Source organism: Amycolatopsis sp. NPDC054798 (genome assembly GCF_053611505.1).
Map to the genome: position 1 here is coordinate 46,710 of NZ_JBSHAM010000051.1, position 13,734 is coordinate 60,443.

Genomic DNA, 13,734 nt, shown 5'->3' on the forward strand with positions numbered 1-13,734 from the left:
AGCGAGCATAAACGGCGCTCGGACGGTTTGCGGGGCGCGGGCCCGGTCGCGGTTTCTCTCGGCCGGGCACGCGCCTTTTTCGTGCCGGAGCGCTGACGAGCTCGCGCGGCTGACGTGCCGGAGGCCGCTGCGGCGGGGTCTGCTCGGGGCCTCTGCGGCGCGGGGTTGCCGCGCCGAGGGCTTCTAGCGCGATCGGGGACTGCTGAGCTTGGGACTGGCGGGGCAGGGACGGACGCGCCGGGCAGCAATCCGGTGGGCAGGGCGTGTGGCTGGTGATGGCTCGTGAGTGGTTATGCCGGTGGGGACCGGCACTCACGAAGCCCGCTCCGTTGCATTGGCCTAGTGCCCTGCACAGTTCTGCTAGTCCCCTGGCCGCACAGCCCGCTGGCTTCCGCTGCCGCCCAGCCCGCCCGAGAGGACCCGGCCGCCGCCCCTCGCATCGCCCGTTCGTGGCACCGGCGGTGTGAAGCACGGCACGGGGGCGTTCTGCCCGCCGCCGCAGGAGGCCAGACTGGGCGTGCCGACTCGCCGTGGCCTAAGCGTCGGTGCCGAGACGAACGAGGGATACCGAACCAGTGAGCCAGACTCCCGTCCTCATCACCACGACCGGTCCGGACAAGCCCGGGGTCTCGTCCGTGCTGTTCGCCGTGCTCACCCGGCACGACGTGGACGTGCTCGACATCGAGCAGGTGGTCATCCGCGGGCAGCTCGTGCTGGGCGTGCTCGCCGGCGTCTACCGCGACCCCGAGGGGCTGCAGGAGTCCGTCGAGCAGGCGATGGCGACCGTCGGCATGGAGGTCGAGGTCCGGATCGGCGACGCGATCGGCGCGGATCCGTTCGCGCTTGGCCGGCGCGATTCGTCGCACGTGCTCGTCCTGCTGGGGCGTCCGGTGACCGCTCGGGCGTTCTCCGAGATCGCGCGGCGGCTGGCGGGCGTCGGGGCGAACATCGACTCGATCCGCAGCGTCGCCGACTATCCGGTGACCGGGCTGGAGCTGTACGTCTCGGTGCGCGAAGACACCGAAGAGACCGACGCCGAGCTGCGGTCCATGCTGGCCGACGCGGCGTCTGAGGCCAACGTTGACGTCGCCGTCGAGCGCGCGGGCATCACGCGCCGGGCGAAGCGGCTGGTGGTCTTCGACGTCGATTCCACGCTCGTGCAGGGCGAGGTCATCGAGATGCTCGGCGCGTACGCCGGGGTCGAGGAGCAGGTCCGCGAGATCACCGAGGCCGCGATGCGCGGCGAGCTGAACTTCGCCGAGTCGCTGGAGCGGCGTGTGTCGCTGTTGGCCGGACTGCCTGCGAGCGTGATGGACGAGGTCGCGGCGAAGCTTGAACTGACCCCGGGGGCCCGCACGACCGTCCGCACGCTGAAGCGCATGGGCTTCCGCTGCGGCGTCGTGTCCGGCGGATTTACCCAGGTCATCGACCATCTCGTGGACGACCTCGGTCTCGACTTCGCGGCGGCCAACGAGCTGGAGGTCGTGGACGGCAAGCTCACCGGTCGCGTGGTCGGCGACATCGTGGACCGCGCCGGGAAGGCGACCGCGCTGCGCCGGTTCGCTGGCGAGTACGGGATTCCGCTGGGTGCGTGCGTCGCGGTCGGCGACGGGGCCAACGACATCGACATGCTGGCCGCGGCCGGGATGGGCGTCGCGTTCAACGCCAAGCCTGCGCTGCGGGAAGTCGCGGACACGGCGCTCTCGCACCCTTACTTGGACGCGGTGCTGTTCGTCTTGGGCGTCACGCGCGCCGAGGTCGAGGCGGCGGACCTGGCCGACGGACTCGAATTGGCCCGCCCGTGAACCCTCTGCTCGAACCGCTGCGCAGCCGATACGCCTCGTGGCTCGGCCTCCCCGCCGAGGACACCTCCGACACTTCCGACGAGAATCCGGACGAGGTCCGCGCGATGCCGGTCATCCTGCGGATCGAACGCGCCGAACCGCCCGGCCGCACCGCGCTGCTCGAAGCGGCGGCAGCAGCGGCGCTGGCGGTGTGCCTGGACGAACGCGCCGAGCCTGGTGGCGAATGGGCCGAGCCGGTGCACGCGTGGCTCGACAACCGCATCCGCAAGGTCGCGCGCCGAGCCCGTGGCGCGCACTGGCAGGCGGTGCTTGAACAGCCGGGAATCACCATCGAGGTCGATGGTGCGGAGGCTCGGGCTCTCGTGCCCGGGCTGGTGAAGGAGGCTCCGAAAGAGGTCTCGCGACTGCAGATCTCCGGCAGCGAACTGCCCGCCGACACCCCCGGCCCGGCACCGGCCGACGTCCCGCTGCTGATGCTGAACCCGGACGTCCCGATGACCGTCGGCAAAGCGTCCGCGCAGGTCGGGCACGCCACGATGATCCTCGCCTCGCTGCTGCCGGACGACGAACTGGCGGCGTGGGCGGCGAAGGACTACCGGGTCGCGGTGCGCACGCCGAGCCCGGGCCGGTGGAAGGAGCTGTGCCCGGTCGAGGACCCGGAGGCGGGCTGGCGCGACAACCGCGTGATCGCCGTCCGCGACGCGGGCTTCACCGAGGTCGATCCCGGCACGATTACCGTGCTGGCGCAGCAGCCCGGAACATCGGCGTGACCCGCGCGGTTGCGCCAATGCAGTGACCCGACGGGTGGAAAGGCGTCTCGGATGACCTTGGAAGTACAGCGCGAAGGCACGCACAGTTTCGTGGGCCGCAACGAGCGCGGCGCGGAGGTGCGGTTGGGCCGGGCCGGTGCGGAAGGCGCGTTCTCCCCGGCGGAACTGCTGCAAATCGCGGCGGCGGGCTGCTCCGCGGTGACGGCGGAGCAGCTGATCACGCGGCGGGTGGGCGAGGACTCGAAGTTCCGGGTCTCGGTGACCGCCGATCGACGCGAGGGCGCTTCGGAGCTGGACGCGGTGCGGGTCGCGTTCGACGTCGACGTGTCGGCGCTCGACGAGGACCAGCGGGAGGCGCTCGCAGGCGCGGTGGACCGGGCGATCGAGAGGCTGTGCACGGTGAGCCGGACGTTGAAGAAGGGGATCCCGGTGACGGAGACGTTTCCGACTGCTTGAGCGGCGGGGTGGGCAGGGCTCCGGTGGGTGCGGGAGTCTTTGCTCGGCAAGCGTTTCCGGCCGCGTTGAGGTCGGGGGAGGGGCCTTCGCCGCCTGAGCCGTGGCGGCGGATGGGGCGGCGGCTCGCCGAACAGGTTTGGCAGCGGGTGGTTTTTGGAGCGAGGCCGCCGAGCTGCGGTGGCAACGGGTGTTTCTTGGAGCAGTGACGCCGGGCTGCTGCGTCGGCGGGTGGTTTTTGGGGCGAAGTCGCCGAGCTGCCGTGGCAGCAGGTGGCTTTTGGGGCAGTGACGCGGGGCTGCTGCGTCGGCGGGTGGCTCTTGGGGCCAAGTCGCCGAATTCCCGTGGCAGCAGGTGGCCCTTGGGGCAGCGACGCTGAACTGCTGCATCGGCGGGTGGCTTCTTGAAGTGAGGCCGCCGAACAGCCGTGGCAGCGAATGGCCCTTGCAGCACGGCCGCTCAGTCCCGTCGCCGAACCCGCCGGAGCCGCGGCTCGCCACCCGTTGCCCGCCAAGGGTTTCCAGCCACCAGCCACCGTCAGCGAAAGCCGCGGCAGCCCGCCCGGAACCCCTTCAGCGAAGCGACCCCAGCCCAGCCCAGCCCAGTCCGGCTCAGCTCAGCTTTGCCACACCACGTACGCCTGGTCAGCGTCCGTGGTCATCGCCTCGATGAACTTCTCGTTGTCGAAACCGGGCAAGGTCTGCAGGCGCTCGATGAGGGCGTCCGCGGCCGGGTCGCCGCTCGGTACTGCGGTGCCCTTGCCGTCGTTGCCGACCAGCATGAAGAAGACGTCTTCGTTCCAGGGGCCGTCGGGGATGACTCTCACCATGACGGATTGCAGCTCCGACCACGTCACAGCTTCTTCGCTGCCATCGGCGAGCCGGCGCCGCACCCCGGTGTCGTCGACACTGACGGTCCGGGATTGTGCGCTGGACGAGTCCTGGGTCAACGGTGCTCCCTGTCGTGTTCGTTCCACTCACCGTACCCGCCTGTCCGGTGTGCCCGGTCAGGCGGGCGCGGCGGCGTCGAGCCGCTTCAGTGCGTCGCGGGCGACTTGCGGGTCTGTGGTGGGCCAGAACGGCGGCAGCGACGCGCGAAGGAACCCGCCGTAGCGCGCGGTGGCCAGGCGGGAATCCAGTACGGCCACTACGCCGCGGTCGGTGACTGAGCGGTGCAGCCGTCCGGTGCCCTGTGCCAGCAGCAGCGCGGCGTGCGTCGCGGCGACGGTGAGGAATCCGTTGCCGCCCCGGGCTTCCACCGCGCGCTGGCGGGCGGACGACACCGGGTCGTCCGGACGGGGGAACGGGATCCGGTCCACCACCACGAGCTGCAGCGACGGCCCTGGCACGTCCACGCCCTGCCACAGCGTGAGCGTGCCGAACAGGCAGGTGCGCGCGTCCTCGGCGAACTGCCGCACCAGCAACGGCGTGGCGTCGTCGCCCTGGCAGAGGATCGGGTGGTCGAGCCGTTCCCGCATGGCTTCCGCGGCCTGTTTCGCCGCGCGCATCGAGGAGAACAGGCCCAGCGTACGGCCGCCCGCCGCTTCGACCAGTCCGGCCAGTTCGTCCATTGTGGACTCCGCGAGCCCGTCCCTGCCCGGCGGCGGAAGGTGTTTGGCGAGGTAGAGGATGCCGTTGCGGCGGTGGTCGAACGGCGAGCCGACGTCCAGCCCGGTCCACTTCGGGCCGGTGTCCTCGTCCGACGGGGCTTCCTTGTCGGTGGCCGTTCCCGGCGACTTCACCACGCGCGCGCCGCTCGGCGGGAGGCCCCATTGCCGCGCCATGGTGTCGAATTCGCCGCCGAGGGTGAGGGTCGCTGAGGTCAGCACGGTGGTGTGCTGGTTGAAAACACGCTCCCGCAACAACCCCGCGACGCCGAGCGGCGCGACCTTCAACGCGGGCGGTCGCGGGTTCGCGGAGTACTTGTCGCCGGTCACCCAGACGACGTCGCGTTGGTGCGCCAGATCCTCGTCGTACGCGTCGAGCAGCCGGACCGCGGTGTCGTGCACTTCTTCGAGCAGCGACCGCGCCAGCTTGCGCGCGGTGGCCTCGCCGACGTCTTCCTTGCGATCCGAGCCCAGCGCGGTGAGGCATTCCTTCGCCGCGTCGCGCACCGCCGGGATCGCGCCCTGCAACGGCCGCGGCAGCGCGTCGAGCCTTCCGGCCGGGATGTCGTCGAGGATCAGCGCGAGCCCGTCGGACGATTCCAGCAGCCGGTCCGCGATTCCAGCGTCCATCAGCTTTCCGCAGCGGCGCGCGGCGGCCGACACCATGGCGCTGGTGAGTTCGCCGGTCGCGACCGAGGTGACCCGGTCGACCAGGTCGTGCGCCTCGTCGATGATCACCAGGTCGTGGTCCGGAAGCACCTGGTAGCCCTGCAGCGCGTCGATGGCCAGCAGCGCGTGGTTGGTGACGACGACATCGGCGCGGCCCGCCTCGGCTCGCGCGCGTTCGGCGAAGCAATCGGTGCCGACCGGGCACTTCGCGGCGCCGAGGCATTCCCTTGCGGTGACGGAAACCTGCCGCCACGCCTGATCGGACACGCCGGGCACCAGTTCGTCGCGGTCGCCGGTTTCGGTGTCCGACGTCCACTCGTGCAGCCGTGTGACTTCCTTGCCCAGCCGGGACACCGCGAACGGGTCGAACAGCTGCGCGTCCTCGGGTTCGTCGGACGGGCCGGTGTCGAGCCGGTGCAGGCACAGGTAGTTGCGGCGGCCCTTGAGGATCGCGAAGGTCGGTTCGCGCCCGAGCGGCTTCTTGAGCGCCTTCGCCAGGCGCGGGAGATCGCGGTCGACCAACTGGCGCTGCAACGCGATGGTGGCGGTGGAGACGACGACGGTGGTGTCTTTCTCCACCGCGTGCCGGATCGCGGGCACCAGGTACGCCAGCGATTTGCCGGTGCCCGTCCCCGCTTGCACGGCGAGGTGTTCGCCGGTGCGGATGGCGTGGCCGACGGCATCGGCCATCTTCACCTGGCCGGGGCGTTCGGCGCCGCCGACGGACTCCACCGCGTGGGTGAGGAGTTCGAGGACGCCGGGGAAATCGGTTCGGGCGGGCACAGCGAGACACGATAGCCGCCAGGTCCGACAGGATCTTCGATCCGGCGCGAACGGACCCCTCGCGCCGGATCGAAGATCCCGGAAAGACGGCTCAGTCTTCCTTGCGGAACCGCGAAACCGCGGCCCACGCGAGCGGCAGCACACCCGCCGCGACAACGGTCTTCAGCACGTCACCCACGAGAAACGGCGTGACGCCCTTGTCGAAAGCGGTGGCGAGATCGAAGCCGGTGACGGCCATCAGCCACGGCACGCCGAAGGCGTAGATCGCGAGGTTGCCGAGCACCATGGTCCCCGCCGTGCGCAGCGGAGTGCGGTCGCCGCCGCGGTGGGCGAGCGCGCCCACGAGCGCACCGGCGAACACGAAGCCGACGATGTAGCCGGCCGAGGCTCCGGACAGCCCGGACGTCCCGCCCTGGAACCACGGCACCCCGGCCGCGCCGACGAGCAAGTACAGCAGCATCGAGGCAGCGCCGCGGCGCATGCCGAGCGTCGCGCCGACGAGCAGCGCGGCGAAGGTCTGGCCGGTCATCGGCACCGGCGTGCCCGGAATCGGGATGATCAGCTGCGCGGCAGCGCCGGTGAGCACAGCTCCGCCTGCGACCAGCGTCAGGTCGCGCACCAGGGTGCCGGGCACAAGGTCGGCCAGCACCTGACGACGGCCGGCGAGGGACAGTGACGACACGAGACCTCCAACCACGGAAAACGGACGTCCGGGCAGGTTATCGCCGAGGGACCGGACGGAACGAGACAAGTTGCGTTCCTCACCACCCCTGTCTTGCGCCACACGTCCGGGTGAGCTGGCCCGGACGACGTTTGGGACCCCCGCCGCGGCGCCGATGTCGAAGCACGGGCGAAGGGAGACAGGTCGAATGCGCGGACGGATCCTGCTGGTCACCGGGGTTTTAATGGCGGCGGCCCCGGCGGTGGCGCACGCTGGTCCGCCGACGTCCACCGGCTGGGGTTCCGCGGGCAGCCTCGACGTCACGGTGGACCACGAACACGTCGTCACCGGCGAATTGGCGCGCTGCGACGCGGACGGACCGGCTTCGGCGCGCTCGACCGGCGGCGCGGCGGGCGAGGTCGCGGTGTTCGGCTTCGGCGGCACCACGTGCGGACGGAAGGGCGCGGTCGCGCAGGTGCAGGCCGGCGGGCAGCGGTTCGAATCCGACCTGCTCACCCGGTACGGCGGGCCCGAGCTGAAGATCCGCACGTACTCGGTCGGATGCGCCACCACGGCGGATTCGGGCAGCACCGGTTCGATGTCGATCGGCGAGGTTTCCGGCTTCACCGCGCCGTCGTCGATCCCGGCGAACTATCGCCTCACGATCCCCGGCGGCGCGGCGGGCACGGCGCTGGCCACGATCACGCTGAACGAGACCGTGACGCCCCAGCCCGCAGACGGCAGCCTGGTCACGCACGCGGTGCACGTGAAGCTGTTCCCGCAAGGCGGTCCGGCGAGCGGGGACATCTACCTCGGCACCGCGGCGTGCAACCCGTACGGCAAGGGCGGCGCGCCCAAGCCGTGACCGATCAGGCGGGCGGCAGGGCGGGCGTGCCGGTATAGCGCACTCCCGCCTCGTCGAAGTCCTTCAGCGTCGCGTCCACAGTCGGCTGCGATCCGCCCACCGTCAGGTCCAGCAGGACCTGCACGTTGAACCCGGCCCCCGCAGCGTCGAGGGCGGTGGCGCGCACGCAGAAGTCGGTGGCGATGCCGACGACGTCGACATCGGTGACGTCATGCGCCCGAAGCCACTCTTCGAGCGTCTTGCCGTCGCCGGACTTGCCTTCGAAACCGGAGTACGCGGCGGTGTACTCGCCCTTCGAGAACACCGCCTCGACCGGCACCACGTCCAGCGCCGAGTGGAACGACGCGCCCGCCGTGCCCGCGACGCAGTGCGGCGGCCAGCTGGTGTTGAAGTCGGGCGTGTCGCTGAAGTGGTCGCCCGGGTCGATGTGGTGGTCGCGAGTGGCGACGATGTGCGTGTAGCCGCCGTCGGCCATCCGCTGCGAGATGGCCGCCGCGGCAGCCGCCCCGCCCGGCAGGCCGAGCGAGCCTCCCTCGCAGAAGTCGTTCTGCACATCCACCACGATCAGCGCGGTCCCCATGGTCGGCTCCCTACAGAAAAGTCGTCGGTATCGCGGGCTCGCCGTGCGAGAGCTTGAGGCCCTCCCACGGCAGGCTCACCTGCGCGCGCCGCAGGCGGGCGCGCGCGTCGTCCAGCGTGGGCAGATCATCCACCGGCGCGCCGCCGCGCACCAGGGGGATCTGCAGCTCGAGATCGTTCTCACCGGCTTCCGGACGGCTGCCGGAGGCGGTCCAGACCACCTCCTCGACGGCGGTCCCGGTGCTGCGGTGGCGGCGCAGCGCGTGCTTGCGCCCGCCGCGGGATTCCTTGTGCGCACTGCGTTTCGCGACCGGTCGCCCGTCGACCTCGACCAGCTTGTACACCATCCCGGCGGTCGGCGCGCCGGATCCGGTGACCACCGAGGTGCCCACGCCGTAGGCGTCCACCGGTTCCGCGCGCAGCGCCGCGATCGCGTGCTCGTCGAGGTCGCCGGACACCACGATCCGGGTGTCTTTCGCGCCGAGCGAGTCGAGCTGGTCGCGGGCCTTGCGGGCGAGCGGGCCGACGTCGCCGGAGTCGATCCGGATCGCGCCCAGCTCCGGGCCCGCGACGCGCACGGCCGCCTCGATGCCCGCGGTGATGTCGTAGGTGTCGACCAGCAGCGTGGTGTCCGGCCCCATCTTGCTGACCTGGGCGCGGAACGCGGCTTCCTCGCTGTCGTGCAGCAGCATGAACGCGTGCGCGACGGTGCCGCGCGTCGGGATCCCGTAGCGGCGGCCCGCTTCGAGGTTCGACGTGGTGGCGAATCCGGCCAGGTAGGCGGCGCGCGCGGCGGCGACCGCGGCGTACTCGTGCGTGCGCCGTCCGCCCATCTCGATGATCGGCCTGCCGTGCGCCGCGCCGGACATCCGCGCCGCCGCGGACGCGATCGCGCTGTCGTGGTTGAGGATCGACAGCACCACCGTCTCCAGCACCACGGCTTCGGCGAAACTGCCGGTCACGGTGAGGATCGGCGAACCGGGGAAGTACAGGTCGCCTTCGCGGTAGCCGTCGATGTCGCCGCGGAACTCGTAGTCGGCCAGCCACGCCAGCGTCTCCGGGTCGACGACCGCGGTCTGCTCCAGCATGGCCAGTTCGGCGTCGGTGAACCGGAAGTCGGCGATCGCGTCGAGCACGCGCGCGGTGCCCGCGACGACGCCGTAGCGCCGGCCGTCGGGAAGCCGCCGCGCGAAGACTTCGAACACGCACGGCCGGTCGGCCGTCCCGTCCGCGAGCGCGCTCGCCAGCATGGTCAGCTCGTAATGGTCGGTGAGCAGCGCCGTGCTGGCGCTGGTGACCGGCTCGGGGGAACCCATGGGAGCAGCCTATTCACTCACATGGACGGACCTGGCGCGGCGTACCGGGATGGCCCCGTGACACCATGGTGTGCATGTCCACGCCTGTCGCATCCGAACAGACGCAGGTCGATCCACTCGGGGCCGAGCTGGCCGAATCCGACCAGCCCTGGCGGACGATCGTCTGGAACGATCCGGTCAACCTGATGTCGTACGTGACGTACGTCTTCCAGAAGCTGTTCGGCTACAGCCGGGACCACGCCACGAAGCTGATGCTCGACGTGCACAACAAGGGCAGGGCGATCGTGTCGTCCGGTTCGAAGGAGAAGGTGGAGACCGACGTGGCGAAGCTGCACGCGGCGGGCCTGTGGGCGACCATGGAACAGCCCTCGTGAAGGCCTGGCGGCGCAAGGGGGACGCCATCCTCGCCGGGTTCGAACAGCAGGAAGCCGCGGTGCTGCGCGGGCTGGTCGGGCAGCTGGAGGACATGCTCACCGCACGGGCCGAGGAGGCCCCGCAGGACGAACTGGCCGAGCTGACCGGCATCCGCACCGGGCCCGCCGAATCGCCGGACGACCCGGTGCTGTCGCGGCTGCTGCCGGACTTCCACCGGCTCGACCCGGACAACCCGAGCCGCGAGGACCTCGATTCGGCGGCGGCGATGCGGTCGCTGCACGAGCCGGAGCTGCTGGAGAAGAAGGTCGGCGTCGCGAAGATCGTGCTCGACACGCTGCCGCGCGACGGCGGTTCGGTGAAGCTGACCTTCGAGCAGGCCGACGCCTGGCTCGGCGCGTTGAACGACGTGCGGCTGGCGCTGGGCACCGCGCTCGACGTCACCGAGGACATGCCCGACGAATTGCCGGAAGACGACCCCCGCGCACCCCATCTCGGCGTCTACCATTGGCTGACATGGGTGCAGGAGACGCTGATCCAGGCGCTGACCGGCTGACCGGCGGGAAAATCACCGACGTTCCTGGCGTGCTCGTAGGCCATCATCAGCGGCTGGGCGACGGCTGGGCCAGCGGAACCACTGTCGTGCTCGTGCCGGACGGCGCGACCGGCGCGGTCGATCAGCGCGGCGGCGCGCCCGGCACGCGCGAGACCAACTTGCTGGAGCCGGAAAACCTGGTGCAGCAGGTCAACGCGATCTGTCTCTCCGGCGGCAGCGCGTACGGGCTCGCGGCGGCGGACGGCGTGATGCGGTGGCTTTCCGAGCGGAACTACGGGTTTCCCGTTGGCGCGCAGCCGTATGAGGTCGTTCCGATCGTGCCCGCGGCGGTGCTGTTCGACCTGCCGCGCAGCGCGTGGGGCAATCGGCCGGACGCCGATTTCGGTTACGCCGCTTGCGAAGCGGCCGGGGACGCGGTCGCGATGGGCACCGTCGGCGCCGGCTCGGGTGCGGTGGTCGGTTCGCTCAAGGGCGGCATCGGAACCGCGAGCGAGGTCGTCGGCGACGTGACCGTCGGCGCGATCGCCGCGGTGAACGCGGCGGGCCAGGCAGTGGATTTCGCGACCGGGCGGGCGTTCGCCGGCGATCACGAAGTGGACGGCGAGTTCGGGGTCCGCTGGCCGGATCGGCCCGGCGAGGTGCCGGGGCAGCGGACGGATCTGAACACCACGATCGGTGTGGTGGCTTGCGATGCGGCGTTGACGAAGGCCGAGGCGCGCCGGCTGACGGTTGCCGCGCAGGACGGCCTGGCGCGCGCGGTGCGTCCGGCGCACTCGATGTTCGACGGCGACACTGTGTTCGCGCTGGCGACGGGCGCGCGAGACCTGCCAGGCGAGCCCGGGTCGTTCGCCGTGGCCGCGCGGGCGGGCGCGCTGGATGCGCTGTGCGCCGCGGCGGCGCGGGTGTTCGCCCGGGCGATGGTGCACGGGCTGCTGTCGGCGACTTCAGCGGCTGGGGTCCCGGCGTACCGGGACGTGTGGCCGGAAGCGCTGGGCTGAGGTCAGAACGGGTCTTGCGGGAGGGCGTCCTCGCTCCGTTCGAGGTCGGCGGCGCGCACGGCGGCCACGTACTCCTCGTCGATCTCCAGCACCAGGCCGCCGAACGACACGGTCGGCCCGAGCGAGGGATGCACGTTCACCGGGCCCAGTTCGGTCGAGCGCGGCAGCTGCTCCCACACCGAAACCGGCTTCCATCGGCGGAAGCTGCTGCAGGCGAGCACCGTCACGTGCCGATCGGTGACCACGACCAGGAAGTTCCGGTGCGCGGCCATCATCGACACCATCAGGGATGTGGCGGGGAACACGTACTGGACGACATCGCCTTCGGCCAGCAACGGACGGCAGCGTTCGCGGATCTTCGAGGACACCGGCATCCCGCAATTGTGCCCTGACCTGGGGATGAGCGGTAGCTCTCACAGTGTGGACTCGTTCGGTCCACGAACTAAGATGTGCGTGTGCTCCGGATCCGCCGTGAACTCGTCGACGAGATCGTCGCCCACGCCCGCCGTGACCACCCCGACGAAGCGTGCGGGGTGGTGGCCGGTCCTGCCGGTTCGGACCGCCCCGAGCGGTTCATCCCGATGCTGAACGCGGCCCGCTCGCCGACGTTCTACGAGTTCGACTCGGGCGACCTGCTCAAGCTCTACCGCGAGATGGACGCGAACGACGAGGTCCCGGTGGTCATCTACCATTCGCACACCGCGACCGAGGCCTACCCGTCGCGCACCGACGCGAACATCGCCGCGGAACCCGACGCGCACTACGTGCTCGTCTCGACAAGAGAGCCCGATTCGCACGAGTTCCGCTCGTACCGGATCGTGGACGCCGAGATCACCGAGGAGCCGGTCGAGATCGTCGACTGACTCCGCCGGTCCTAATGGAATAAAGCGCGGCGTCCCCGTCATATACGAACTGCGTCAGCGTGTAGGAACTCACCCGGAGGTAGAAAACCATGGCCGTGACCGTGTCCATCCCGACCATCCTGCGCACCCACACCGGCGGCGAGAAGTCCGTCGAGGCGTCGGGCAAGACTGTCCTCGAGATCATCGACGACGTCGAGTCGCGGCACGCCGGGCTCAAGGCGCGCCTGGTCAAGGAGGAGAAGCTGCACCGCTTCATCAACGTCTACGTCAACGACGAGGACGTGCGCTTCTCCGGCGGGCTCGACGCCGAGGTCAAGGACGGCGACACCCTCACCATCCTGCCCGCCGTCGCGGGCGGCGCGCGCTGAGCCGATGGCCCGCTACGAGTCCCTCCTCGACGCACTGGGCGGCACGCCGCTGGTAGGGCTGCCCCGGCTGTCCCCGACCGACGAGGTGCGGCTGTGGGCGAAGCTCGAGGACCGCAATCCGACCGGCTCGATCAAGGACCGGCCCGCGCTGGCCATGATCGAGGCGGCGGAGCGGGACGGCATCCTGCGGCGCGGATCCACGATCCTCGAACCGACCTCGGGCAACACCGGGATCTCGCTGGCCATGGCCGCGAAGCTCAAGGGCTACGGCCTGGTGTGCGTGATGCCGGAGAACACCTCGACTGAGCGCAAGCAGCTGCTGCAGGCGTACGGCGCGCGGATCGTGTTCTCGCCGGCCGCGGGCGGTTCGAACGAGGCGGTGCGGCGGGCCAAGGAGCTGGCGAAGCAGAACCCGGACTGGGTGATGCTGTACCAGTACGGCAACCCGGCCAACGCGGACGCGCACTATCGCGGGACCGGGCCGGAGCTGCTGAAGGACCTGCCGACGCTGACGCATTTCGTCGGCGGGCTCGGGACCACCGGCACGCTGGTGGGCGTGGGGCGGTACCTGCACGAGCACAAGCCGGACGTCCAGGTCATCGCGGCCGAGCCGCGCTACGGCGAGCTGGTGTACGGCTTGCGCAACCTCGACGAGGGGTTCGTGCCGGAGCTGTACGACGAGAGCGTGCTCAACGGACGCTATTCGGTGGGGGCGTACGACGCTCTTCGGCGGACGCGGGAATTGCTGGAGCACGAAGGCATTTTCGCCGGGATCTCCACCGGCGCGGTGCTGCACGCCGCGCTGGGGGTCGCGGAGAAGGCCGCAGCTCGGGGCGAGAAGGCGGACGTGGCTTTCGTGGTCGCGGACGCTGGCTGGAAGTACCTGTCGACCGGCGCGTATTCCGGGTCGCTGGACGAAGCGGCAGAACGGCTTGACGGCCAGCTCTGGGCCTGACCTGACGTCCGTGAGGGGAACCCTGATTCCTTCAGGGTTCCCCACACGGCAGTAAACCCCAGACGAGGGCGGGTACGCCTCGGTCGGAAATGTCTTGTGGGGTAAGGGTTTCCCA

At 70.6% G+C, this 13,734-nt stretch carries 16 protein-coding genes; 10 read left to right on the top strand and 6 right to left on the bottom strand.

All coding sequences use genetic code 11. From position 1 onward, the window contains the following. The first annotated feature begins 575 nt into the window (after positions 1 to 575). The 3 genes from serB to ACWGIC_RS27945 are packed head-to-tail and all read left to right on the top strand — an operon-like array spanning position 576 to position 3,031. Positions 576 to 1,805, top strand: coding sequence for a phosphoserine phosphatase SerB (gene serB, locus ACWGIC_RS27935; RefSeq protein ID WP_452078895.1), 1,230 nt, complete (start codon positions 576 to 578; stop codon positions 1,803 to 1,805). Then, positions 1,802 to 2,575: a peptidyl-tRNA hydrolase gene (locus ACWGIC_RS27940; protein ID WP_452078896.1), complete on the top strand. Its 774-nt coding sequence runs from the start codon at positions 1,802 to 1,804 to the stop codon at positions 2,573 to 2,575. The genes serB and ACWGIC_RS27940 overlap by 4 nt, the downstream gene beginning before the upstream one ends. 51 nt (positions 2,576 to 2,626) lie before the next feature. After that, entirely contained in the window at positions 2,627 to 3,031 is a 405-nt protein-coding gene (locus ACWGIC_RS27945; RefSeq protein WP_452078897.1) for an OsmC family protein, read from the top strand. Positions 3,032 to 3,644: 613 nt separating this feature from the next. Here ACWGIC_RS27945 and ACWGIC_RS27950 read toward each other — a convergent pair. From ACWGIC_RS27950 to ACWGIC_RS27960, 3 genes are all read right to left on the bottom strand, one after another. Then, positions 3,645 to 3,977, bottom strand: a complete 333-nt coding sequence (locus tag ACWGIC_RS27950) for a hypothetical protein (protein ID WP_009082506.1) — start codon at positions 3,975 to 3,977, stop codon at positions 3,645 to 3,647. 57 nt (positions 3,978 to 4,034) lie between these two features. Then, positions 4,035 to 6,086 carry an ATP-dependent DNA helicase gene (locus ACWGIC_RS27955; RefSeq protein WP_452078898.1) on the bottom strand — a complete coding sequence of 684 codons (2,052 nt, stop codon included), beginning with the start codon at positions 6,084 to 6,086 and terminating at the stop codon, positions 4,035 to 4,037. A 91-nt stretch (positions 6,087 to 6,177) separates the two neighbouring features. Further along, complete coding sequence (locus tag ACWGIC_RS27960; protein ID WP_452078899.1) at positions 6,178 to 6,768, bottom strand: biotin transporter BioY; 591 nt, start codon at positions 6,766 to 6,768, stop codon at positions 6,178 to 6,180. A gap of 187 nt (positions 6,769 to 6,955) precedes the next feature. Between ACWGIC_RS27960 and ACWGIC_RS27965 the strand changes: the two genes are divergently transcribed. Next, positions 6,956 to 7,612, top strand: a complete 657-nt coding sequence (locus tag ACWGIC_RS27965) for a hypothetical protein (protein ID WP_452078900.1) — start codon at positions 6,956 to 6,958, stop codon at positions 7,610 to 7,612. A 4-nt stretch (positions 7,613 to 7,616) separates the two neighbouring features. Here the strand turns inward: ACWGIC_RS27965 and ACWGIC_RS27970 are convergent, their stop codons facing one another. Both ACWGIC_RS27970 and ACWGIC_RS27975 read right to left on the bottom strand, forming a co-directional pair. Continuing rightward, on the bottom strand, positions 7,617 to 8,192 hold the full coding sequence (locus ACWGIC_RS27970) for an isochorismatase family protein (RefSeq protein ID WP_452078901.1): 576 nt from the start codon (positions 8,190 to 8,192) through the stop codon (positions 7,617 to 7,619). A gap of 10 nt (positions 8,193 to 8,202) precedes the next feature. Further along, positions 8,203 to 9,507, bottom strand: a complete 1,305-nt coding sequence (locus tag ACWGIC_RS27975; RefSeq protein ID WP_452078902.1) for a nicotinate phosphoribosyltransferase — start codon at positions 9,505 to 9,507, stop codon at positions 8,203 to 8,205. 74 nt (positions 9,508 to 9,581) lie between these two features. Here ACWGIC_RS27975 and clpS point away from each other — a divergent pair, with 74 nt between their 5' ends. The 3 genes from clpS to ACWGIC_RS27990 are packed head-to-tail and all read left to right on the top strand — an operon-like array spanning position 9,582 to position 11,433. Next, on the top strand, positions 9,582 to 9,881 hold the full coding sequence (clpS, locus tag ACWGIC_RS27980) for an ATP-dependent Clp protease adapter ClpS (protein WP_037718267.1): 300 nt from the start codon (positions 9,582 to 9,584) through the stop codon (positions 9,879 to 9,881). Continuing rightward, positions 9,878 to 10,435, top strand: coding sequence for a DUF2017 domain-containing protein (locus ACWGIC_RS27985; RefSeq protein ID WP_037715369.1), 558 nt, complete (start codon positions 9,878 to 9,880; stop codon positions 10,433 to 10,435). Before clpS ends, ACWGIC_RS27985 begins: the two co-directional genes overlap by 4 nt. After that, a complete protein-coding gene (locus tag ACWGIC_RS27990) occupies positions 10,396 to 11,433 on the top strand; it encodes a P1 family peptidase (protein ID WP_452078903.1) in 1,038 nt (345 codons plus the stop codon). Before ACWGIC_RS27985 ends, ACWGIC_RS27990 begins: the two co-directional genes overlap by 40 nt. 2 nt (positions 11,434 to 11,435) lie before the next feature. On the opposite strand, the gene ACWGIC_RS27995 is transcribed toward ACWGIC_RS27990, so the two are convergent. After that, a complete protein-coding gene (locus ACWGIC_RS27995) occupies positions 11,436 to 11,807 on the bottom strand; it encodes a hypothetical protein (protein WP_452078904.1) in 372 nt (123 codons plus the stop codon). Between the two features lie 81 nt (positions 11,808 to 11,888). Here ACWGIC_RS27995 and ACWGIC_RS28000 point away from each other — a divergent pair, with 81 nt between their 5' ends. From ACWGIC_RS28000 to ACWGIC_RS28010, 3 genes are all read left to right on the top strand, one after another. Then, complete coding sequence (locus ACWGIC_RS28000) at positions 11,889 to 12,296, top strand: Mov34/MPN/PAD-1 family protein (RefSeq protein ID WP_037815268.1); 408 nt, start codon at positions 11,889 to 11,891, stop codon at positions 12,294 to 12,296. A gap of 89 nt (positions 12,297 to 12,385) precedes the next feature. Beyond that, complete coding sequence (locus ACWGIC_RS28005) at positions 12,386 to 12,664, top strand: MoaD/ThiS family protein (protein ID WP_009082495.1); 279 nt, start codon at positions 12,386 to 12,388, stop codon at positions 12,662 to 12,664. Positions 12,665 to 12,668: 4 nt separating this feature from the next. Beyond that, positions 12,669 to 13,619: a PLP-dependent cysteine synthase family protein gene (locus tag ACWGIC_RS28010; RefSeq protein WP_452078905.1), complete on the top strand. Its 951-nt coding sequence runs from the start codon at positions 12,669 to 12,671 to the stop codon at positions 13,617 to 13,619. The last annotated feature ends 115 nt before the right edge of the window (positions 13,620 to 13,734 follow it).